19 protein-coding genes are annotated in these 22,371 nt (G+C 66.2%); 17 read left to right on the top strand and 2 right to left on the bottom strand.

Translation table 11 applies throughout. The annotated features are described in order from the left end of the window. Positions 1 to 31: 31 nt before the first annotated feature. The 6 genes from AC2FAN_RS17105 to AC2FAN_RS17130 all read left to right on the top strand — a co-directional run bounded on the left by AC2FAN_RS17105 (position 32) and on the right by AC2FAN_RS17130 (position 8,131). Complete coding sequence (locus AC2FAN_RS17105) at positions 32 to 1,321, top strand: lipoprotein-releasing ABC transporter permease subunit (protein ID WP_265053566.1); 1,290 nt, start codon at positions 32 to 34, stop codon at positions 1,319 to 1,321. After that, the gene (locus AC2FAN_RS17110) at positions 1,321 to 2,010 is read left to right on the top strand and encodes an ABC transporter ATP-binding protein (RefSeq protein WP_265053565.1); all 690 of its coding nucleotides are present in this window, start codon (positions 1,321 to 1,323) and stop codon (positions 2,008 to 2,010) included. The genes AC2FAN_RS17105 and AC2FAN_RS17110 overlap by 1 nt, the downstream gene beginning before the upstream one ends. A 679-nt stretch (positions 2,011 to 2,689) precedes the next feature. Then, on the top strand, positions 2,690 to 6,163 hold the full coding sequence (gene dnaE, locus AC2FAN_RS17115) for a DNA polymerase III subunit alpha (RefSeq protein WP_485175570.1): 3,474 nt from the start codon (positions 2,690 to 2,692) through the stop codon (positions 6,161 to 6,163). Positions 6,164 to 6,246: 83 nt separating this feature from the next. Further along, the gene (gene pncA, locus AC2FAN_RS17120; RefSeq protein ID WP_265053563.1) at positions 6,247 to 6,975 is read left to right on the top strand and encodes a bifunctional nicotinamidase/pyrazinamidase; all 729 of its coding nucleotides are present in this window, start codon (positions 6,247 to 6,249) and stop codon (positions 6,973 to 6,975) included. A gap of 11 nt (positions 6,976 to 6,986) precedes the next feature. After that, positions 6,987 to 7,682 (top strand): helix-turn-helix transcriptional regulator, encoded by a 696-nt coding sequence (locus AC2FAN_RS17125; protein ID WP_485175572.1) that lies wholly within the window; start codon positions 6,987 to 6,989, stop codon positions 7,680 to 7,682. A gap of 71 nt (positions 7,683 to 7,753) precedes the next feature. Next, on the top strand, positions 7,754 to 8,131 hold the full coding sequence (locus AC2FAN_RS17130; protein ID WP_485175574.1) for a VOC family protein: 378 nt from the start codon (positions 7,754 to 7,756) through the stop codon (positions 8,129 to 8,131). A 22-nt stretch (positions 8,132 to 8,153) separates the two neighbouring features. Here the strand turns inward: AC2FAN_RS17130 and AC2FAN_RS17135 are convergent, their stop codons facing one another. Then, complete coding sequence (locus AC2FAN_RS17135; RefSeq protein ID WP_485175576.1) at positions 8,154 to 9,329, bottom strand: GGDEF domain-containing protein; 1,176 nt, start codon at positions 9,327 to 9,329, stop codon at positions 8,154 to 8,156. Between the two features lie 226 nt (positions 9,330 to 9,555). Here AC2FAN_RS17135 and AC2FAN_RS17140 point away from each other — a divergent pair, with 226 nt between their 5' ends. The 4 genes from AC2FAN_RS17140 to pyrH all read left to right on the top strand — a co-directional run bounded on the left by AC2FAN_RS17140 (position 9,556) and on the right by pyrH (position 13,140). Then, complete coding sequence (locus AC2FAN_RS17140; RefSeq protein ID WP_485175578.1) at positions 9,556 to 9,903, top strand: pore-forming ESAT-6 family protein; 348 nt, start codon at positions 9,556 to 9,558, stop codon at positions 9,901 to 9,903. Positions 9,904 to 10,197: 294 nt separating this feature from the next. Beyond that, positions 10,198 to 11,205, top strand: coding sequence for a 30S ribosomal protein S2 (locus AC2FAN_RS17145; RefSeq protein WP_485175580.1), 1,008 nt, complete (start codon positions 10,198 to 10,200; stop codon positions 11,203 to 11,205). 194 nt (positions 11,206 to 11,399) lie between these two features. Next, positions 11,400 to 12,323, top strand: a complete 924-nt coding sequence (gene tsf / locus AC2FAN_RS17150; protein WP_265053557.1) for a translation elongation factor Ts — start codon at positions 11,400 to 11,402, stop codon at positions 12,321 to 12,323. 109 nt (positions 12,324 to 12,432) lie between these two features. Beyond that, on the top strand, positions 12,433 to 13,140 hold the full coding sequence (pyrH, locus tag AC2FAN_RS17155; protein ID WP_476805019.1) for a UMP kinase: 708 nt from the start codon (positions 12,433 to 12,435) through the stop codon (positions 13,138 to 13,140). 9 nt (positions 13,141 to 13,149) lie between these two features. Here pyrH and AC2FAN_RS17160 read toward each other — a convergent pair whose 3' ends face one another. Next, a complete protein-coding gene (locus tag AC2FAN_RS17160) occupies positions 13,150 to 13,563 on the bottom strand; it encodes a VOC family protein (protein ID WP_265053555.1) in 414 nt (137 codons plus the stop codon). A 249-nt stretch (positions 13,564 to 13,812) separates the two neighbouring features. On the opposite strand from AC2FAN_RS17160, the gene frr reads away from it, so the two are divergent. The 7 genes from frr (at position 13,813) to lpxD (ending at position 22,194) form a co-directional block, all read left to right on the top strand. Beyond that, positions 13,813 to 14,376: a ribosome recycling factor gene (gene frr / locus AC2FAN_RS17165; RefSeq protein WP_265053554.1), complete on the top strand. Its 564-nt coding sequence runs from the start codon at positions 13,813 to 13,815 to the stop codon at positions 14,374 to 14,376. Between the two features lie 60 nt (positions 14,377 to 14,436). Further along, positions 14,437 to 15,195 carry an isoprenyl transferase gene (locus AC2FAN_RS17170; protein WP_485175583.1) on the top strand — a complete coding sequence of 253 codons (759 nt, stop codon included), beginning with the start codon at positions 14,437 to 14,439 and terminating at the stop codon, positions 15,193 to 15,195. Continuing rightward, a complete protein-coding gene (locus AC2FAN_RS17175) occupies positions 15,192 to 16,022 on the top strand; it encodes a phosphatidate cytidylyltransferase (protein ID WP_485175585.1) in 831 nt (276 codons plus the stop codon). The genes AC2FAN_RS17170 and AC2FAN_RS17175 overlap by 4 nt, the downstream gene beginning before the upstream one ends. A gap of 4 nt (positions 16,023 to 16,026) precedes the next feature. Beyond that, positions 16,027 to 17,208, top strand: coding sequence for a 1-deoxy-D-xylulose-5-phosphate reductoisomerase (gene dxr, locus AC2FAN_RS17180; protein ID WP_485175587.1), 1,182 nt, complete (start codon positions 16,027 to 16,029; stop codon positions 17,206 to 17,208). A 22-nt stretch (positions 17,209 to 17,230) separates the two neighbouring features. Then, positions 17,231 to 18,379, top strand: coding sequence for an RIP metalloprotease RseP (rseP, locus tag AC2FAN_RS17185; RefSeq protein ID WP_265053550.1), 1,149 nt, complete (start codon positions 17,231 to 17,233; stop codon positions 18,377 to 18,379). Between the two features lie 218 nt (positions 18,380 to 18,597). Further along, positions 18,598 to 21,096, top strand: coding sequence for an outer membrane protein assembly factor BamA (bamA, locus tag AC2FAN_RS17190; RefSeq protein ID WP_442864982.1), 2,499 nt, complete (start codon positions 18,598 to 18,600; stop codon positions 21,094 to 21,096). Between the two features lie 36 nt (positions 21,097 to 21,132). Beyond that, positions 21,133 to 22,194 (top strand): UDP-3-O-(3-hydroxymyristoyl)glucosamine N-acyltransferase, encoded by a 1,062-nt coding sequence (gene lpxD / locus AC2FAN_RS17195; RefSeq protein ID WP_485175590.1) that lies wholly within the window; start codon positions 21,133 to 21,135, stop codon positions 22,192 to 22,194. The last annotated feature ends 177 nt before the right edge of the window (positions 22,195 to 22,371 follow it).

A 22,371-nucleotide genomic window follows, 5' to 3' on the forward strand; every position in this document is an offset into this window, starting at 1 on the left:
CCCCATCTCTTCCAATGGCCAGAGCCAGCGCATGAGTGCCGTTGCAGACAACGCTGCCGTTCCGACCGGCACGAAACCCTTCGCCAGCTTCGAATGGCTGCTCGCCGGCCGCTATCTGCGCACCCGGCGGCGCGAGGGCTTCGTCTCTGTCATCGCCGGCTTCTCCTTCCTCGGCATCCTGCTCGGCGTCGCGACGCTGATCATCGTGATGTCGGTGATGAACGGCTTCCGGAAGGAGCTGCTGGAGAAGATCGTCGGCGTGAACGGCCATATCTTCGCGACGCCGATCGACCGCCCGCTCGACGACTATGACAGCGTCGCGGCGCGGCTGAGCAAGATCCCGGGCGTCAAGCTCGCCATTCCGCTGGTCGAGGGGCAGGCGCTGGCCTCCTCGCAGACCGGCAACAACGGCGTGCTCGTCCGCGGCGTCCGCGAAGCCGATATCAAGGCGATCCCCTTTATCGGCGGCAACATCAAATCCGGCACGCTCGACGGCTTCGACACCACGCCGGGCGTCGCCATCGGCCGGCGCCTCGCCAATGCGCTGGGCATCCAGGCCGGCGACAACATGACCCTGGTCTCGCCGCAGGGCGCCTCGACGCCCTTCGGCACGGCGCCGCGCATCAAGGCCTATCCGGTCAAGGCGATCTTCGAGATCGGCATGACCGAGTTCGACGGCACGTTCGTCTATATGCCGCTCGCCGAGGCCCAGGCCTATTTCAACCGCGACGGCGACGTGAACGTCATCGAGATCTTCGTCGACAACCCCGATCGCACGCAGACCGTGCGCGACGCGATCGAGGCCGATGCGCCGCGTCCGCTCGTGCTCTCGGACTGGCGCCAGCGCAATCGCAGCTTCTTCAATGCGCTGGAAGTCGAGCGCAACGTGATGTTCATCATCCTGACCCTGATCGTGCTGGTCGCGGCGCTGAACATCGTCTCCGGCCTGATCATGCTGGTGAAGGACAAGACGGCCGACATCGCGATCATGCGTACCATGGGCTGCACGCGCGGAACCGTGCTGCGCGTCTTCCTGATCACCGGGGCCGCGATCGGCGTCATCGGCACGCTGGCGGGGCTCGCCCTCGGCGTCGTCTTCGCCAACAATATCAAGTCGATCATGGCGGCGCTGAACTGGATCACCGGCGCCAATCTCTGGGACCCGACCGTGCGCTTCCTCAGCGACATCCCTTCCGTCATCGACTGGCGGGAGGTCACGAGCGTGGTGCTGATGGCGCTGACGCTCTCATTGCTGGCGACGCTCTACCCGGCCTGGAAGGCGGCACGGCTCGACCCCGTCGAAGCGCTGAGGATGGGCTGATGGCACAGGAGATGCCCGCGCTCTTCCTGTCGCAGGTCGAACGCTTCTATCCGCAGACCGATGCGCCGCTCGAAGTGCTGCGCAAGGCCGATTTCGCGCTCTGGCCGGGAGAGGTCGTCGCCCTCGTCGCGCCGAGCGGCACCGGCAAGTCGACGCTGCTGCATGTCGCCGGCCTGCTGGAGAAGCCCGATGCCGGCGAAGTCTTCGTCGGCGGGCTTGCCACGACCAAGCTCGACGATTCCGGGCGCACCCGCCTGCGCCGTACCGAGATCGGCTTCGTCTACCAGTTCCACCACCTCCTGCCCGAGTTCACGGCACTGGAGAACGTTGTCCTGCCGCAGCGCATCCGCGGGTTGTCGCGCCCGGTCGCGGAGGAGAGGGCCTCCGAGCTCCTGACCTTCCTCGGTCTCGGCGAGCGGCTGGATCATCTGCCGGGCGAGCTCTCGGGCGGCGAGCAACAGCGCGTCGCCATCGGCCGCGCCGTCGCCAACGGGCCGCGCCTGCTGCTGGCCGACGAGCCGACGGGCAATCTCGACCCGCAGACGGCGCAGCTCGTCTTCGGCACGCTGATGGCGTTGGCGCGGGCATCGGGGCTCGCTGCGCTGATCGCGACGCACAACCTCGAACTGGCCCGCCAGATGGACCGGCAAGTGACGATCCGCGACGGGCTCGTCGTCGGGCTTGGCTGATCCCGGCGGCCTTTGAGGCCGACCTGTTCCAGGCGCGGCGTATTGCTAGAGCTGGCGGAGCGATCAGGAGAGCTCGCACGATGGTTGGACTGCTTCGCCTCGAAAGCACGACAGGTTTGTCTGCATCTTCGCGCACCGACGGGCTTCTGCTGGACATCGCTCCGGGCTGGCAGGCGCGCACTCCATAGCTGCGGCCACTGGAGCATGCTGATTTTTCGCGGACCAGCTGGTCATCCCGGGCTTGACCCGGGATCCATGCCAGAGCCTGCCCGAACGAGGTTCAGGCATGGATCCCGGATCTCCGCTTCGCGGCGTCCGGGATGACCGCGTCTCTATGAAGGTAGCATTCCGTTAACTGTTTCTGACATGCAGCCGGCGCAATTTCCGTATCGGCATTGACGAGAACAAAACATGAACTAATCTGAACCTACCAAGAACGACGGAGGTTCTCATGACTGCAGCGCGTAAGTTCGCCGCCGGCCTGGCCGAAATCGCCTCGCTCGGCGTCTTCCTCGGCATGATCTGGCTCTGGGCTGCGATCTTCTCCGGCCCGCATGTCTGATCGCGGCAGGAGCCATCCACAGCACCGCGAAGGAATCCTCGACGCCGGCCGCGCCGAGGTTTCATAAGGGGAAGGGCGGATCGGCGAGTCGCGCGGCGGCGACGATAGGAGAACGGCATGGGGCGGGAATCTGGCGAGGCGCGCGTCCTCTCGGACATCGGCTTCGTTCATCTCCATGTCCATTCGAGCTATTCGCTGCTCGAAGGCGCGATGACCGTCGCGACGCTGGCCAAGATGGCGGCCGCCGACGGGCAGCCGGCACTCGCTCTGACCGATACGGACAACCTGTTCGGCGGGCTCGAGTTTTCCGAGAAGCTGGCGGGCTCGGGCCTGCAGCCGATCGCCGGCGTGCAGCTCTCGATCGATTTCGCCGATGAAAGCGAAGGCGGGCGCAGGCCCGTGCAGCAGCAGCGTCTGCCGCATATCGTCCTGCTCGCCATGGACGAGGCCGGCTACGGCAACCTGATGAAACTCGTCAGCGAGGCCGCCCTGGCGAGCGGCGGAGCCGGCCAGCCTATCACCACGATCGAGCGGCTCTCGGCCTACAACACCGGGCTGATCGCCCTGACCGGCGGCCATGGCGGACCGGTCGACACCGCCTTGCGCAATGGCCAGCTTCCTGTGGCCTCCGCCCGCCTCGCGACCCTGGCCGACATCTATGGCGACCGGCTTTATGTCGAGATCCAGCGCAATGGCCGGGACGGCGAGGAGGCGGTCGAGGCGCATCTCCTGCGGCTGGCCTACGATTCCGACCTGCCGGTTGTCGCGACCAACGAACCCTTCTTCGCCAAGCCGGCCGATTTCGACGCCCATGACGCGCTGCTGGCGGTAGCGGAAGGGCGGCTTGTCTCGGATGGCGAACGTCGCCGCGTCACGCCCGAGCATTATTTCGCTTCGCGCGCCGAGATGAAGAAGCGCTTCGCCGACCTGCCCGAGGCACTGGCAAGCACAGTCGAAATCGCGATGCGCTGCCATTGGCGCGTCTCGACGCGCAAGCCGATCCTGCCGCGCTTCGGGGAGGAGGGGCGCGACGAGGCCGAGGAGCTGCAGAACCAGGCCCGGACCGGCCTCGCGGCGCGTCTCGCCAAGCACGGCCCGGCCGAGGGCTTCACCGTCGAGGATTACGAGAAGCGGCTCGATTTCGAGCTCTCGATCATCACCCGGATGAAGTTCCCGGGCTACTTCCTGATCGTCTCGGACTTCATCAAATGGGCGAAGAACCAGGACATCCCGGTCGGCCCGGGGCGCGGTTCGGGTGCCGGCTCGCTCGTCGCCTATGCACTGACGATCACCGACGTCGATCCGCTGCGCTTCGGCCTGCTTTTCGAGCGCTTCCTCAATCCCGATCGCGTCTCGATGCCGGACTTCGACATCGACTTCTGCCAGAACCGGCGTGAAGAGGTGATCGACTACGTCAAGCGCCATTATGGCCAGGAGCGCGTCGCGCAGATCATCACCTTCGGCACGCTGCTGGCGCGCGGCGTGCTGCGCGACGTCGGCCGCGTGCTGGAGATGCCCTACGGCCAGGTCGACAAGCTGACCAAGCTCGTGCCGCAGAATCCGGCCAAGCCGATTTCACTGAAGGACGCGATCGAGGGTGAGCCGAAGCTGCAGCAGGCCGCCGAGGAGGAGCCGATCGTCGCGCGCCTGCTCGAAATTGGCCAGAAGCTGGAAGGGCTTCACCGCCATGCTTCGACTCACGCCGCAGGCGTGGTGATCGGCGACCGCCCTCTCGAACAGCTCGTCGCACTCTCGGTCGATCCGCGCACCGGCATGCGCGTCACCCAGTTCAACATGAAATGGGTCGAGCAGGCGGGGCTGGTGAAGTTCGACTTCCTCGGCCTGAAGACGCTGACCACGCTGACCACGGCAGTGAAGCTCATCGGCCAGCGCGATATCCAGATCGACCTCGCGCAATTGCCCTTCGACGATCCGCCGACCTACGCCATGCTGGCGCGCGGCGAGACGGTCGGCGTGTTCCAGGTGGAATCGGTCGGCATGCGCAAGGCGCTGGTCGAGATGAAGGCGGACCGGATCGAGGATCTGATCGCGCTCGTCGCACTCTATCGGCCGGGCCCGATGGACAACATCCCGACCTATTGCCGCCGAAAGCTCGGGCTGGAGGATCCGACGTATCTCCATCCGCAGATGGAGCCCTTCCTGGCGGAGACGCATGGCATCATCGTCTATCAGGAACAGGTGATGCAGGTGGCGCAGGCGCTGTCGGGCTATTCGCTCGGCGAGGCGGACCTGCTGCGCCGCGCCATGGGCAAGAAGATCAAGGCGGAGATGGACGCCCAGCGCGACCGCTTTGTGAAGGGCGCCATCGACGGCGGTATCAAGAAGGATACGGCCTCCGAAATCTTCGATCTGCTGGCGAAGTTCGCCGATTACGGCTTCAACAAGAGCCACGCCGCCGCCTATGCCGTCGTCGCCTTCCAGACCGCCTATCTCAAGGCGAATTACCCGGTCGAGTTCCTCGCCGCGTCGATGACGCTCGACATGGGCAACACCGACAAGCTCTCGGAATTCCGCCGCGATGCCGAGCGTCTCGGCATCAAGGTAGAGCGGCCGGCGATCAATCATTCCGGCGTCGAGTTCGACGTCGCCGAGGGCAAGATCTTCTACGCGCTGGGCGCGATCAAGGGCGTCGGCCGCGCGGCGGTGGAAACACTGGTTTCGGCCCGGCAGTCGGCCGGCCCGTTCCGAGATCTGGCCGATCTCGCCCGCCGCATCGACACCAGGCTGGTCAATCGCCGCACGCTCGAAGCCCTGATCGCGGCCGGCGCGCTCGATGAGCTCGAAGGCGAACGCGCGCGCGCCATCGCGGCGATCGACGGCATGCTGGCCCTCTCCAACCGCACCCGCGACGAGGCGACAGCCGGCCAGTTCGATCTGCTGGGCGGCGGCCTGATCCAGGAAGCCTTCCGCATCCCGGCGGTCGAGCCCTGGGCGCCGGCGGAGAAGCTCAAGCGCGAGCATGAGGCCGTCGGCTTCTTCCTCTCCGGCCATCCGCTCGACGATTACGAGCATGTTCTGAAGCGCCTGCGCGTACAGCGTTACGCCGATTTCGCCCAGACTGTCCGCGCCAACGGCACGGGCGTCGGCAAGGTCGCGGTCTCCGTCATCGACAAGTCGGAACGGCGGATCAAGTCCGGCTCCAAGATGGGCATCGTCAACCTGTCCGATCCGAGCGGCCAGTTCGAGGCCGTGCTGTTCTCGGAAGGCCTGCAGCGCCATCGCGACCTGCTCGAGCCGGGCAGGGCGCTGGTGCTGCGCCTGTCGGCCGTGCTCGACGGCGAAGAGGTGCGTCCGCGCATCGAGGATGTCGAGGTTCTCGACGATCTCGCCTCCCGCCAGAAGCAGGACCTGCTGATCTATCTGCGCGACGAGAAGGCGGTGCCTTCGATTGCCGAGCGCATTCGCCCGCGCGAGGCCATGCGCGCCGAGGGCAAGGTCTCGATCGTGATGATTCTGGATGACGGGGCGCAGGAGGTCGAGATCGAGTTGCCGGGCAAGTTCCCGGTCAACCAGCAGATCGCCAACGCGGTGCGGGCGGCGCCGGGCGTCGTCAGTGTCGAGATGCGGTAGGCGTCAGGCTTTGCGGCGGGCATGGATGTTGCCTTGCAGGATGCGCGTTGCTGAAGCACGGTAGAGCCGGTGGGAGGCGGGCCATGGCAGGGCGGTTCGAGATCGACAGGCGCGGATTGATCGCAGGAGCGACGATCCTCGCTGCAACGGCTGCTTCGCAGGCCGGCAAGGCACAGGAGAAGCCCGTGATCGACGAGCGCACCGTCCTCATCGTCGTCGATGTCCAGAATGATTTCTGCCCGGGCGGCAGCCTCGCCGTCACGAAGGGCGACGAGGTCGTGCCGGTCATCAACGCGCTGGGCAAGCGCTTCTCCAACATCTTGCTGACGCAGGACTGGCACACCTCTGGCCACGCATCCTTCGCTTCGAGCCATCCTGGCAAGAAGCCCTTCGAGACCGTCCAGATGCCGTATGGCCCGCAGGTGCTCTGGCCGGATCATTGCGTGCAGGGCACGAAGGGCGCTGAGTTCCGGGCCGATCTCGATCTGCCGCAGGCACAGACCATCATCCGCAAGGGATACCGTCGCGATATCGACAGCTATTCCGGTTTCGTCGAGGCCGACCGCAGGACCCCGACGGGGCTGACCGGCTATCTCCGCGAGCGCGGCATCCTGCGGGCGGTCGTCGTCGGCCTGGCGACAGATTTCTGCGTCAGTTGGACGGCGCAGGATGCGGCGAAGGCCGGCTTCGAAACCTTCGTCGTGGAGGAGGCCTGCCGCGCCATCGATCTCGACGGCTCGCTTGCGAGGGCCTGGGCCGAGATGGCCGAGAACGACGTGTCGCGGATCAAGGTAAGCGATCTGCCTGGCTGAGGCGCAAGCTCTTGTCGCGTTCGCAGCGCCTGCTCGACCTCGTCCAGGTGCTGCGCCGGCATCGCCGCCCGATCTCGGGGCGCAAGCTTGCGGCCGAGACCGGCGTCAGTATCCGCACACTCTATCGTGACATCGTCACCTTGCAGGGGCAGGGCGCGCCGATCGAAGGCGAGCCGGGGCTCGGCTATGTGCTGAAGCCGGGATTCATGCTGCCTCCGCTAATGTTCAGCGAGGAGGAGATCGAGGCGCTGGTGCTGGGCTCGCGATGGGTGGCGGACCGTGCCGATGGCGCCCTGGCGCTGGCGGCGCGCGACGCCATGGCCAAGATCGTCGCCGTCCTGCCGCCAGACCTGATCGATCGTGTCGAGGACACTGCGCTGATCCTCGGCCCGGGGCAGAGGGCCGTCGATTCTCCCGAGATCGATCTTGCGGCCATCCGCCGGGCCATTCGGGCCGGGCGCAAGGCCGCGATCGGCTATGGCGACGGTGAGGGCCGCGCCAGCGCGCGCGTGGTCTGGCCGCTGGCGCTGTCCTTCTTCGACCATGTCCGCGTGCTCGTCGCCTGGTGCGAGCTGAGGCAGGATTTCCGCCATTTCCGAACCGACAGGCTCACGCGGTTCGAGATGCTGGATACCCGCTATCCGCAGCGGCGGCAGGTTCTGCTCAAGGCATGGCGCGAGAAGCAAGGGATCGCGGCGCCGGCGTGATCAACGCTGCCGGAAACTGGCAGTATCTGATTCTATTCTCCCGCCATCTCGAAGCCCTTGGGAGGCCCTTCATGTTCGATGCGCATTTCATCCTGCTCCATGTCGACAGCCCCGCCGCGAGCGCGCGCTTCTATGCGGATCTGCTCGGCAGCGAGCCGCTTGAGCAGTCGCCGACCTTCGCGATGTTCGCGCTCCCGTCCGGTGTGAGGCTCGGCCTGTGGTCTCGCCACACCGTCGAGCCGGCCGCGAATGCGATCGGCGGCGCGGCCGAGATCGCCATGATGGTACCGAACTCGCAGGCCGTCGACGCAGCCTGCGCCGATTGGCGCAAGCGCGGCATCGCCATTCTGCAGGAACCGACCGACCTGGATTTCGGCCGCACCTTCACGGCGCGCGATCCGGACGGACATAGGCTGCGCGTGTTTCATCCTCTTCCCGAAGAGGGCTGAGGGCGACGCTGCTGCCGGCGGTTCAGGCCTCGATCGGCCTGAGCTGCGCCTGGACGCGGTCGCGGCCGAGCCGCTTGGCGCGATAAAGAGCCTCGTCCGCTTCCGCGAGCAACTGGTCGAGGCTGCGCCCACGCAGATCGTTCTCGGCAACGCCGATGCTGAGCGTGGGCGGCCCCGGCAGGTTGCCGAATTCGGCGAGCGCATCCTTGAACACGCCGCGAATCCGCTCCGCCACCCGGACGGCCTCGCGCACGCCGACATTGGGGAGAATGATCGCGAACTCGTCGCCGCCTTGCCGGGCGAGAAGGTCGCCGCTGCGCAGCTGCCCCCGCACGGCGTTGGCGAAGACGCGCAGGATCTCGTCGCCGGCTGCGTGGCCATGCGTGTCGTTGAGGACCTTGAAGTGGTCGATGTCGACGAGGAGAACGGATACCCGCACCTCACCGTGCTGTAGCCCCCGGATTTGCTGATCCACCCATTGCTCGACGCCCGACCGGTTCATCGCACCGGTCAACGGATCGCGCCTTGCGAGAGTCGCCAGCATCCGGTTGGAGCGTTCGGCGGCGAGCAGCAGCAGCGCCTGGCCGCGCAGGATGATGAAGGTCACGCCAACAGCCGCGAGCCAGGCATTCGTCCCCGCATCCTTCGGAAACAGCGTGGTGCCGACCTGGTCGAAGGCGGCCAGCACGATCCGCCCGGTGTAGATCACGACCGTCGGGGCAAAGAGGGCGGCGAGCAGCCAGGCCGAGCGCAGCTTTTCCTCTCGTCCCAGGCGGACGGCTTCCCGCACGATGGCGGCATCGCAGAAGGCCATCACGATCGCGACGATCATGACCCGTACCGCGTATCCCTGCTCGCCCGGCGAAAGCGAGAGCAGGATCCAGACTGCGAGCAGGACGATCCCGAAGCCGAACCAGTTCAGTTCGCGCCCGCCGAAATGGCGGATGCCGAAGAGCAGCAGCAGACAGCCGGCCAGCATCGCCGTGTTGGCGAACTCGATCGAGAGCAGGTCCGGAATCGTGTCGCGGAAGGCGGCGCCGAGCAGGCCGACCCCGATGCAAAGGCTGCTGGTGCCCCACCAGACCGGGCTGCGGGTGAAGCGGCCGGTCGCGAAGGTCATGAGCTGCATCACGCCGATGATGAAGCAGGTCAGCGCACCGGTGACGAAGATGGTCCTGAGGTCGAGGGTCAGGCCCATGCCGGTTCGCCCCGGCCGTGCGTCCTGAATTCCTGTGATTCACTCTCCGACAGGCAGACGCAACGCGGTTGGGGGAGAGCCTGTCGCGCCCCATAGCCGCTGCCGATGTCCTGTCCGGTCTGCATTGTCTCAGGTTGAGGTAGGCGGCCGCAGCAGCTAGTCAGGACGGGGTGGGAGGCGAGCATGGTGGCATGCTTGGGAACATAATAGCCTAAGGATATCCAGTATGATCTTTTATAAGTCGTTGATCGCCGCTTCGGCCGTCGCTGTTTTGGCGTCCGCCGCCCCGTCCCTGGCACAGACGCAGGCCGACCAGCTCAAGGTCGCCTATCAGGCAGCCCGCAATCAGCTCGGCATTCTCGGCTATTGCGCCGATAAGGGGCATATCGATGCCTCCGCCGTGGATGTGCAGAAAAAGATGATGGGCCTCATCCCGACCCCGGCCGACGTCAGCGGCGGCGATGCCGCGGAAGCTGCCGGTCGCAAGGGCACGATTTCGGCCATGGGCATGGAACAGAACATCGAGGTGATCGCCAAGGCGCAGAACGGGACGCCGGCTGCCTACTGCAAGTAGATCGGCGATCTCGTGAAGCAGATGGGCGCCAAGCTGCCGCAGTAAAAGGCGGCCTGCTGCCTGGCTCCCGCAGGGGGCCGAGACGACGACCCGCGCGGCGCTTCGCGCGGGTTTTTCGCGGGTCCGCCCGGCTTTTCTGCGCCGTGCCGGCTTGCAATGCGGCGCCATCCCCTGTAAGGCGCACCCCATCCCACATGGAGCGTACCGCCTCATTTCCGAGGCGTTCCGGTGACGCGGCAGCTCATGCCTTGTTCATTCGCGCTCCAGAGGCTCAACCGGAAGGACTAGAACACCATGGCTCTGCCCGATTTCTCCATGCGCCAGCTCCTCGAGGCCGGTGCCCATTTCGGCCACCAGTCCCATCGCTGGAACCCGAAGATGTCGCCCTACATCTTCGGCGTGCGCAACAACATCCACATCCTCGACCTGTCGCAGTCGGTGCCGATGCTGCACCGCGCCCTGCAGGCCGTGTCGGACACCGTCGCCAAGGGCGGCCGCGTTCTCTTCGTCGGCACCAAGCGCCAGGCGCAGGACGCCATCGCCGACGCCGCCAAGCGTTCGGCCCAGTACTATGTCAACTCCCGCTGGCTCGGCGGCATGCTGACCAACTGGAAGACCATCTCGGCCTCGATCCAGCGCCTGCGCAAGGTCGACGAGCTGCTGAACGGCGGCGGCTCCGGGCTGACCAAGAAGGAGCGCCTGATGCTGTCGCGTGAGCGCGACAAGCTCGAGAAGGCGCTCGGCGGCATCAAGGACATGGGCGGCACGCCGGACATGATCTTCGTGATCGACACCAACAAGGAAGCGCTCGCGATCAAGGAGGCCCAGCGCCTCGGCATCCCGGTCGCCGCCATCGTCGACTCGAACTCGGATCCGGACGGCATCACCTTCCCGGTCCCGGCCAATGACGACGCCGGCCGCGCCATCCAGTTCTACTGCGACCTGATCGCTCGTTCGGCGATCGACGGCATCGGCCGTGCCTCGGGCGACCAGGGCATCGATGTCGGCGCTGCCGAGGCCCCGGTGGTCGAAGAGGTTATCGAGCCGGTCGCCGCTGCCGCCGAAGGCCAGGTCTTCGAGACGCTGACCGCTCCGCGCGGCGCGCCGGACGATCTGACCAAGCTCTCGGGCATGGGCCCCGACGCGGTGCAGAAGCTGAATGACGGTGGCATCTACCACTTCTGGCAGATCGCCGCGATGTCGCCGGCCGACGTGACCAAGATCGACCACGACCTGAAGCTCGGCGGCAAGCTCGAGCGCGAGGGCTGGGTTGCCCAGGCTCGCGAATTCGCGGACGCGTAATGAGGCCCTACGATTGCGATGCGTCATCGGCGCGTCGCAATCAGCCTCTCGATTTGACGCCGGCCCTAAGAAGTTAAGAGGACGCGCCGACGACCGGAAACGGAGCGTCGGCGTTTCCCCATAAGGCGTCCGGATATTCCGATCCGCGGCCGGCCCCTCGGGCATGCGCCGCACCGACAGCAAGGACAAGACAGATGGCAGCGATCACCGCCGCGCTCGTGAAGGAACTCCGCGACAAGACCGGCGCGGGCATGATGGATTGCAAGACCGCGCTTTCCGCCAACGACGGCAACCTCGAGGCCGCCATCGACTGGCTGCGCGCCAAGGGCCTGGCCAAGGCCGCCAAGAAGGCCGGCCGCGTTGCCGCCGAGGGCCTCGTCGCCGTCTCCGTGCAGGGCCATGAGGGCGTCGTCGTCGAGGTGAACTCCGAGACCGACTTCGTCGCGCGCAACCCCGAGTTCCAGGCGCTCGCCAAGAGCATCGCCGATGTCGCGCTCGAGCGTGGCGGCGATGTCGAGGCGCTGCTCGGCCATCACTATCCGGGCGGCGGCACTGTCCAGGACGCCATCGCCAACGCCATCGCCACCATTGGCGAGAACATGACGCTGCGCCGCACGGCCTCGCTCAAGGTCTCCTCGGGCGTGATCGGCTCCTATGTCCATGGCGCGATCGCCGACGGTCTCGGCAAGATCGGCGTCATCGTCGCGCTCGAGACGACCGGCAAGGGCGACGAGCTCGCCGCGCTCGGCCGCCAGCTCGCCATGCATGTCGCGGCGACGAACCCCGTCGCGCTCGACCTCGCCTCGGTTGCTCCGGAGGTTCTGGAGCGCGAGAAGGCGATCCTGGCCGAGAAGAACGCCGGCAAGCCCGCCCATGTGCTCGAGAAGATCACCGAGAGCGGCCTGAAGAGCTACGCCAAGGAATACTGCCTGCTGGAGCAGGCCTATATCCATGACGGCTCGAAGTCGGTCTCGCAGGTCCTCAAGGAGATCGAGGGCAAGGTCGGTGCCCCGGTCAAGCTCACCGGCTTCGCCCGCTTCGCTCTCGGCGAGGGGATCGAGAAGGAAGAGCAGGATTTCGCGGCCGAGGTCGCTGCCGCCGGCGGCACCACGGGCTGACAAGTCCGCTTGTGAATGACAGAAAGGCCGCGCATCGCGCGGCCTTTTTTGTAGGAAGACAGGCCCGTTTCGATTCGAGGCGGACCGCAGCACGGACGGAGAGACATCGATGAGACCCCAACGCGTTCTCGTGAAGCTCTCCGGCGAAGCCCTTGCGGGACCTCAGGGTTCCGGCCTCGACGGCGGCACGCTGACGGCGCTCGCCACCGACATCGCCCATGCCTCGCGCGAGGGTGTCGAGATCGGCATCGTCGTCGGTGGCGGCAATTTCTTCCGCGGTGTGCAGGGGCTCAACAAGGGCCTCGACCGGACGACGGCCGATTCGATCGGCATGCTCGGCACGGTGATGAACGCGCTCGCGCTGGAGCATTCCATCGAGGCGGCCGGCGCACCGGCCCGCGCCATGTCGGCGGTGCCGATGCCCTCGCTTTGCGAGAGCTATGCCCGCAAGCGGGCGCTCGACCATCTCAGCAACGGCAAGGTCGTGATCCTCGGCGGCGGTACCGGCAATCCCTATTTCACCACAGATACCGGTGCGGCCCTGCGCGCGGCCGAGCTCGGCTGCAGCCATCTGCTCAAGGCGACGCAGGTCGACGGCGTCTACAGCGCCGATCCGAAGAAGGATCTGAGCGCGACCCGCTACGACACGCTGACCCATGAGGACGCGATCCGGCGCGACCTCAAGGTGATGGACACCGCCGCTTTCGCGCTGGCGCGCGACGCCGGCCTCACCATCGTCGTCTTCTCGATCGCCGAAGCCGGCGCGCTCGCCGCCGTCCTGCGCGGCGAGGGCAGGGCGACCTATGTGACGCCCTGAGGCGCCGCCTCAGTAGGTCTTCCAGATACCGGGCGTCATCAATTCGAGAAGATGCCCGTCCGGATCGCGGAAATAGAGGCTCTTGCCGCCGCGATCCCACTCCATGCGCCCCTCGACGGTGATGCCGAGCGCCTCCAGCTTCGCCTCCCAGGCGTCGAATTCCTCGGCAGCGATGGCGAAGGCGATGTGCAGCGGCCCCTGGCCGTCATGCGGCGGGATGCTGCCATTGGCGGCGCTCTGGGTGTGCAGGGACGCGCCGCGCTGGAACAGCAGCAGGATGCTCGCGCCGCCGACATCATAGGCGAAGAGCGTCCCGGTCTTGAGCACGGGATCGAGGCCGAGCTTGCCTTCGTAGAAATCGCGGGCGCGTTCGAGGTCGTCGACATAGAGCGCGGTCTCGATGATGCGGTTCAGGCGGGGCACGTCATTTCTCCGTGGTTCTCTGTCCGGCTGCGCTGGTTTGCAGCCGTGCAAGCCTCTAGACTGACGTAGGTATCCGGATGCGGTGGACCAGTGTGCCCTGCCGCTTTCGCCGATCAACGGCTCGCATCGGCTGCTTTCCCCTTGCCCAATCCGGGGGAACATGCTGTTCGAGCATGTAATTCTTGACCCTGCGCGGCCCCGCCGCCATGGTCGCGCCGATTTTGGATTATCTGCAAGGTCCTGATTGAAATGGCCCAGACGACGTTCGACCTCGCTGACCTGAAGCGCCGCATGGCCGGCGCGGTGCAGTCCTTCAAGGGTGATCTCGCCTCGCTGCGTTCCGGTCGCGCCTCCGCCAACATGCTCGACCCGATCCATGTCGAAGCCTATGGCGCCCGCACGCCGCTCAGCCAGCTCGCCACGGTCTCCGTGCCCGAGCCACGGCTGCTCAGCGTTCAGGTCTGGGACCGCTCGATGGTCCAGGCCGTCGACAAGGCCGTCCGCGAATCCGATCTGGGTCTCAATCCCCAGACCGAAGGCCAGGTGCTGCGCATCCGCATCCCCGAGCTGAACGAGCAGCGCCGCAAGGAGATGGTCAAGGTCGCGCATAAATATGCCGAGGAGGCCAAGGTCTCTGTGCGCCATGTCCGCCGCGACGGGATCGACGTCGTCAAGAAGCTCGAGAAGGACGGCGACATGACCAAGGACGACGCCGCCCGCAATTCCGATCTGGTCCAGAAGGCGACCGACCAGCACATCGCCGAGATCGACCAGGCGCTCGCGACGAAGGAAAAGGAAATCCTGCACGTCTGATCCATTGCGCGGGATCGTCCCGCGCAATCCTTCCGGCCTAGCCGAGCGAGGCTCGTACACATGTCATCCGGCCAGCGCGAGGCAGATGTGCCCAACCCGTCGCATGTCGCCATCATCATGGACGGCAACGGGCGCTGGGCGCAGATGCGCGGCCTGCCGCGGCAGGAGGGCCATCGCCGCGGCCTCGAGGCGCTGCGGCGCACGGTCCGCAATGCGAGCGATCTCGGCCTTTCCGTCCTGACCCTCTACAGCTTCTCGACCGAGAACTGGCGCCGCCCCTATGCGGAAGTCACCTTCCTGATGGGGCTGCTCAAGCATTTCGTCGAGAAGGACCTGGCCGAGCTTTCCGCCGCCAATGTCCGGGTCCGGATCATCGGCAACCGCGAGGACCTCGCCGCCGATCTGCGCCGCCTGGTCGAGCATGCCGAGACCAGCACCCGCGCCAATACCGGGCTCGTGCTGGTGATCGCCTTCAACTACGGCTCGCGCGACGAGATCGTGCGGGCGGCTCGCCGGCTCGCCGCCGATGCCGTGGCTGGACGTATCGATCCGGCCACGATCGACGAGGCCCTGATCACGCGCAGCCTCGACACGCATGATCTGCCCGATCCGGAGCTGGTCATCCGTACGTCCGGCGAAACGCGCATCTCCAATTTCCTGCTCTGGCAGGCTGCCTATGCCGAATTCGTCTTCGCGCCGGTGATGTGGCCTGATTTCGACCGCGCCGCCTTCGAGGATGCGCTGGCGCAATACCGGCAGCGCGAGCGCCGCTTCGGCGGCGTGACCGCTCCCGCCGACCGCAGCGTGGGCGTCGCGTGAATGAGCCTGAGCCAACTGCGCCGCGACCGGGCCCGGGCGAACTGAAGCTCCGGGTCGTCTCGGCGCTCGTCCTGGCCGCGCTGGTCCTGCTCGCGACGATCTGGGGCGGCTGGCCGTTCCGGCTGGTCTGGATCCTCGTTGCCGGCCTCGTCGCCTATGAATGGCTCGCCATCGTCAGCCGCTCCAACGCCGTCCCGGCCGGCATCGGCGTGGTCGTCGCCGGCCTTGCGCTCGCCTTCTCTCCGGCGAGCCCCGCCGCGCTCGCCGGCGCGGCGGCAGCGGCGGCGCTGCTCGGCGCTGTGGCAACGCCCTTCGTGCGCTCGCGCCTCGCGCTGGAGCTCTGCGGCGTCGCCTATGCGCTCGCCTTCGCGCTCGTCACGCCCGCCTTGCGCGACTTGCCAGCTATCGGCCTGGGACTGATCCTCTGGAGCTTCGCGGTGGTCTGGCTCACGGACATCGCCGCTTATTTCACCGGCCGCAGACTCGGCGGTCCGAAGCTGATGCCGAGCGTCAGCCCCAAGAAGACCTGGTCCGGCGCGATCGGCGGCACTGTGGCTGGAGTGATCGGCGGCTATCTGGTCTGGCGGTTCGTGCCTGCACTCCACGGGCTGACCACGGTTGGACCGGTCATCGCCGCATCGCTTGCCGGCTCGATCGTCAGCCAGGCCGGCGATCTGTTCGAATCCGCCCTGAAGCGCCGCTTCGACACCAAGGATTCGAGCAAGCTCATTCCCGGGCATGGCGGCTTCCTCGACCGTCTCGACGGCTACTGGGCCATTCTCGTTCTGTCCGGGCTTGTCCTTTTCGCGATCCATCTCGACATCTGATCCGATGCCGCTTCGCATTGTCACTCTTCTGGGAGCGACCGGCTCCGTCGGACGCTCGGTCCGCGACATCGTCTCCGAGAATCCGGAACGGCTGGCCATCCGGACTGTCGTCGGCGGCCGGGACGCATTGGCACTGGCACGGGTCGCGATCGAAACGGGGGCGTCCTTCGCTGCTCTGGCGGATGAGGCCGGCGGCCCGGCTTTGCGGGAGGCGCTGGCTGGTACCGGCATCGGCTGCGGGGCAGGGCGCTCGGCTGTGTTGGAGGCGGTGGCCTGCCCCGCCGATATCGTCGTCAGCGCGATCTCCGGGGCAGCGGGGCTGGAGGCGACCTTTGCCGCGCTTTCTCCGGGGCGAACGATCGCGCTCGCCAACAAGGAAAGCCTGGTCTGCGCCGGCGCGGCCGTCATGGCCCGGGCCGCCGAAGTCGGAGCGCGCCTGCTGCCGCTCGATTCCGAGCACAACGCGCTGTTCCAGGTCCTGGGCGCCGAGCCGCTCTCGGCGATCCGCAGCATGACCCTGACGGCTTCCGGTGGTCCGTTCCGGACCTGGAGCGCGGAGCGCATTGCCGCAGCCGTCCCGGAGCAGGCGCTGAAGCACCCGAACTATGCGATGGGCGCCAAGATCAGCGTCGATTCCGCCAGCATGATGAACAAGGGGCTCGAGTTGATCGAGGCCCGTTTCCTCTTCGGGCTGCAGGCCGATCAGCTCGGCGTCCTCGTCCATCCACAGCAGATCGTCCACGGGCTGGTCACCTTCCGCGACGGCTCGGTCAGCGCCGGCATGGCGGTGCCGGACATGCGGGTGGCGGCGGCTCATTGCCTCGGCATCGATGGCCGGCTCGATGCGCCGCCAGCTCGTTTTCTCGATCTGGCCGCGTCGGCGCCGCTGAGCTTCGAGCATCCCGACCTCGAGCGCTTCCCCGCACTCGGCCTGGCCATGGCGGCACTGCGCGAGGGCGGCGCGATGCCCGCCATCCTCAACGCCGCCAATGAAGTGGCCGTGGCGGCTTTCCTCGCCGGCCGCCTTCGCTTTGCGGGAATTCCTGCGCTCGTGGAGGCGGTGTGTACTGCTGCTCCCGACGGAGGACAGGCGCCGCAAGACATCGCATCTGCTCTCGCCGTTGACCACGATTCCAGACGACGGGCCGCCTCGCTCTTGTCGCAAGCGCCGTTCACTGTCACCTAAGGACGAGGATCGGGAGAGTTCGATGGAATTTGCGGCGTCACTCTGGAATGCCGGGTATTTTGCGCTCAGCTATCTGCTGCCGTTCCTGTTCGTTCTCACCCTCGTCGTCTTCGTTCACGAACTCGGCCATTTTCTCGTCGGTCGCTGGTGCGGCGTCGACGTCCAGACCTTCTCGATCGGCTTCGGCCGGGAGCTGTTCGGATTCAATGACCGGCACGGGACTCGCTGGCGCTTCGCGCTGATCCCGCTCGGCGGCTACGTCAAATTTTCGGGCGATGCGGATGCCGCCAGTTCTCCCGACGATACCGCCGTTCGGCGGATGAGCCCGGAAGAGCGGTCCCGCTCCCTGCCGGCCCAATCGATCGGCGAACGCGCGGCCATCGTCGCTGCCGGCCCGATCGCTAATTTCCTGCTGGCGATCCTGATCTTCGCCGGTACGGCCTTCTTCTTCGGCAAGCAAATGCTGATTCCGCGCGTCGACAGCGTGGTGGCCGGCAGCGTGGCGGAGAGCGCCGGGCTCAAGGCCGGGGACATCGTCGTCGCGATCGACGGAAGGAAGGTCGACAGCTTTACCGAAATGCAGCGTCTCATTTCCACCCGGCCCGAAGAGCGCCTGACCGTCACGGTCGATCGCAGCGGCAGCATGGTGGACCTGCCGGTTACACCGGCTCTGTCCGAACTCAAGACGCCGCTCGGAATACAGCGGATCGGCGTGATCGGGGTCAGGGCCTCGCCGAAAGCGGAGGATTGGACGACGCAACGATTCGGCGTGGTCGATTCCCTGCGGTCGGGCGTTTCCGAAACCTGGTTCGTGGTGACCCGGACCTATGACTACATCGCGAAGCTGCTGAACGGACGCGAATCCACCGACCAGCTCTCGGGGCCGATCCGGATCGCGCAGGTTTCAGGCCTTGTCGCCTCGAGCGGCGGGTTTCTCGGGCTGATCAATCTCGCCGCCATCCTGTCGGTCTCGATCGGATTGATGAATCTCCTGCCCGTTCCGATGCTCGATGGCGGCCACCTGATGTTCTATCTTTACGAGGCACTGCGCGGCCGGCCGTTGAGCCCGCGCGCTCAGGAGATCGGCTTCCGGGTCGGCCTCGCGCTGGTGCTCATGCTGATGTTGTTCGTGACCTGGAACGACATCGTCCATGTGCGCGGAATGCTCTGAAAAATAAGGGGTACTGCTGCGCTTTGCGGCGGAATCGCGGCAGGCTGCGTGGCCTGCCGGCAACGAGATCGTTAAAAATCCTTTGTTAACGATGATCGCGGTTTGCACCCTGCTGGAAACTTTGTAGAAGCGATTGAACCGCAATGTCCCCGTGCTGCCGTCGCCTGATGGCGGTCCCCGTTTGGGGTGGTGACCAGAGATATGGAATAGGCGACCCGATGACGTCGACCCTAAAGAGCCGGACGACCAAGCTGCGGCTCTCTCGATCGATCGGACTTTCGGCTTTGATGCTGGCCGTGAGTGGTGGCGTGGCGTTCGCGCAGGCTGTGGTGGTCCACGGCAATCGGCGCGTGGATGCGGAGACGATCCGCTCCTACACCGTCGGGCGGGAGAACCCCCAGGAGATTCGCGAGAGCCTTCTTGCGACCGGCCTGTTCAGCAATGTCCAGGTCAGCCGCCGCGGTTCGCAGACCGTCGTGACGGTTCAGGAACAGAACGGCACGGTCAACCGCGTTGCCTTCGAAGGCAACCGTCGTCTGAAGAGCGACCAGCTCTCGCCGCTGGTCCAGTCGCGCGCCGGCGGCCCGCTCAGCCAGTCGCTGATCGATTCCGACGTGGAGCGTCTGCGCGAGGCTTATCGCCGGGCCGGTTATGGTCTGTCGTCGGTGAGCGGGCGCATCGCGCCGCTGCCGAATGGCCGCCAGGATATCGTCTTCACGATCAACGAGAGCGGCAAGACCGGCATCAAGTCGATCAATTTCAGCGGCAACCAGGCCTATTCGTCGAGCCGGCTGCGTGGCCTGATGAGCTCGACCGAATCGAATTTCCTGAGCTGGATCAAGACCTCCGACGTTTATGATCCCGAGCGGATCAGCTCCGATCTCGACCTGGTCCGGCGCTTCTATCTGAAGAACGGCTATGCCGACTTCCAGGTTGCCGGCAATTCGGCCCGCTTCGACGAGGCTGCCGGCGGCTGGGTCGTCGATATCCAGGTCGAGGAAGGCCCGCAGTACAAGGTCGGCAATGTCGGCGTCGACTCCGCTCTGCGCGATATCGATTCCGCTGCACTCCAGCGCTATGTCGCGACGTCCGCTGGCGATACCTACAACGCCGAGGCGGTCGAGAAGTCGCTGGTCGCGCTGACGACCGAGGTCGCCCGTCGCGGTCATGCCTTCGCTCAGGTCCGCCCGCGCGGTGACCGCGATGCTTCCGGCCAGACGATCGGCATCACCTACGTCGTGGACGAGGGGCCGCGGGTCTATGTCGAGCGCATCAACGTGCGCGGCAACACTCGTACCCGCGACTATGTGGTTCGCCGCGAACTCGATATGGGCGAGGGCGACGCCTACAACAAGGTGATGATCGACCGCGCCGAGCGCCGTCTCAACAACCTCGGCTTCTTCAACAAGGTCCGCATCACCAACGAGCCCGGCTCGGCCCCGGATCGTGTCGTGGTCAACATCGATGTCGAGGACAAGGCGACCGGCTCTTTCTCCATCGCCGGCGGCTATTCGACCTCGGACGGCGCCATCGGCGAAGTCTCGCTGTCGGAGTCGAACTTCCTCGGCCGCGGCCAGTTCGTTCGAATCGCGGGCACGCTCGGCCAGCGCGCGCAGGGCATCGATTTCTCGTTCACGGAGCCCTATTTCCTGGGCTACCGCGTGGCGGCCGGTATCGACCTGTTCTCGAAGTTCAACGACAACTACAACACCGGCCGTTTCGAGAGCCGCGTGACCGGTGGTCAGGTGCGCTTCACCTTCCCGATCACGGAAGAGTTCTCGATCACGCCGCGCTACTCGATCTACACGACCGAGATCGAGATTCCGAACACGACCGACCGGCCTTACAACGACTGTAGCTTCCCGATCCCCGGCATCACGCCGACCGGCGGCGCCAACACGATCTATAACTGCGTGACCAACGGCGAAGCGACGGTGGCGGTCAAGGAAGCGCAGGGCACGACCCTGACCTCGCTGGTCGGCCTGAACTTCAACTACAACTCGCTCGACAGCGTGCAGAGCCCGCGCAATGGCTTCATCGCCGAGCTGAAGCCGGAATTCGCAGGCGTCGGGGGCGATTCCAAGTTCCTGCGCATCGCGGCGGACGCGCGCTACTACCGCGAGATCTTCGACGATGTCGTCGGCTTCCTGCGTGTCCAGGGCGGTCACGTCCAGGCGACCAGCGGAAACCTGCGCATGGTCGATCACTACTTCCTCGGACCGACACTGGTCCGCGGCTTCGCGCCTTCCGGAATCGGCCCGCGCGACGTGCTGAACGATCCGACCGCGAACGCCGTGGGTGGCACGAGCTACTTCGGCGGCTCGGTCGAGGTGCAGTTCCCGATCTGGGGCCTGCCCCGCGATCTGGGTCTGCGTGGAGCGCTCTTCGCCGACGCCGGCACGCTGTTCAACTACGACGGCGGCAGCTCTTCCGCTTTTGCGGGCTGCCCGGCGGGCTCGGAGGCGCGGCAGTTCAATGTTGTGACCGGCGGTGCCCAGACCAACATCGCCTGCGTGCGCGACAAGAACATCCTGCGCTCCTCGGTTGGCGTGAGCTTGCTCTGGCAGTCGCCGCTGGGTCCGATCCGCTTCGACTATGCCTATGCCCTGACCAAGGACGATGGTCAGTGGGGTCTCAACCCCGCCACGGGCATCGCTGGCAAGTACGGCGGCGACCGCCTCCAGGCGTTCCGCTTCTCGGGCGGCACCCGCTTCTGACGAGGCGGGGTCTCGTACCCCGCTCCGGACCTGATCATGGCAGAGCCCATCTTCTTTCCGCTTGCGACCTCGCTCGACTTCAGCGAGGTCGCAAGCATTTCCGGCGCTTCGCTTCCCGCGGGTGTCGATGCTGCACGTCGCGTGGAAGGGGCTGCAGCCCTCGAAACGGCCGGCCCGTCCGATCTCGCCTATATGGACAACCCCAAATACGCAGAGGCGCTGGCGGCGACGAAGGCGGGGCTGTGTCTGGTTTCGTCGCGCTTTGCCGATCGCGTCCCTGCCGGCACGGTCGCGTTGGTATGCCCCGCGCCGTATCACGCCTTCGCCAAGATACTGGCGCGGTTCTTCCCTGCGGCGTTGCGGCCCGAATCCGTTTTTGCCTCGCAGGGCGTGGCTCCGGGCGCCGTCGTCCACGCCACCGCCGTGCTTGAGCCCGGCGTGACGGTCGATCCGGGTGCCGTCATCGGCCCCGGTGCCGAGATCGGGGCAGGAACCGTCGTTGCCTCTCATGCGGTGATCGGCCCGCAGGTCCGGATCGGTCGCAATTGCTCGATCGGTGCGGGCAGCACGATCCAGTCCGCACTGATCGGCAACCGCGTGATCATCCATCCCGGCGCCCGCATCGGGCAGGATGGCTTCGGCTTCGCCATGAGCCCGAAAGGGCACATGAAGGTGCCGCAGATCGGCAGGGTCATCATCCAGGACGATGTCGAGATCGGCGCCAACACCACCATCGATCGCGGCGCCAGCCGCGATACGGTGATCGGCGAAGGCACGAAGATCGATAACCTCGTCCAGATCGGGCATAATTGCGTGATCGGCCGCCATTGCGTGATCTGCGCCCAGACGGGCCTCGCCGGCTCGTCGACATTGGAGGACTTCGTCGTCCTCGGCGGCCAGGTCGGCCTCGCCGGCCATATGACGGTCGGCGCGGGTGCCCAGATCGCCGCGCAGAGCGGCGTAGCCGGGGATGTCCCGCGCGGCTCCCGCTATGGCGGCTCTCCGGCACAGCCGGCTTTGGCGTGGGCGCGCGAAATCGCCCTGCTCAAGCTTCTGGTCGCCAAGCGTGGCCGGAAACCCGACACACCTCAGGACTGACTAGCTCCCGACCGGATTTGGGCGGGAGGCCTGCGCTCCTTCTCGTGAAGATGCAGAGAGATTTATGTTGCCGAAGCCCCCCTGTTTCCGGCAAACGGGGCGGAAGGCTTTGGAATTGTTGCCGATTGCGGAAGCGGTTTTCGCAATCGTCCTGTTCAAGAGAATGCGAAGCGTCGC

It is taken from the genome of Allobosea sp. RIT-PG3_2, from assembly GCF_057321085.1.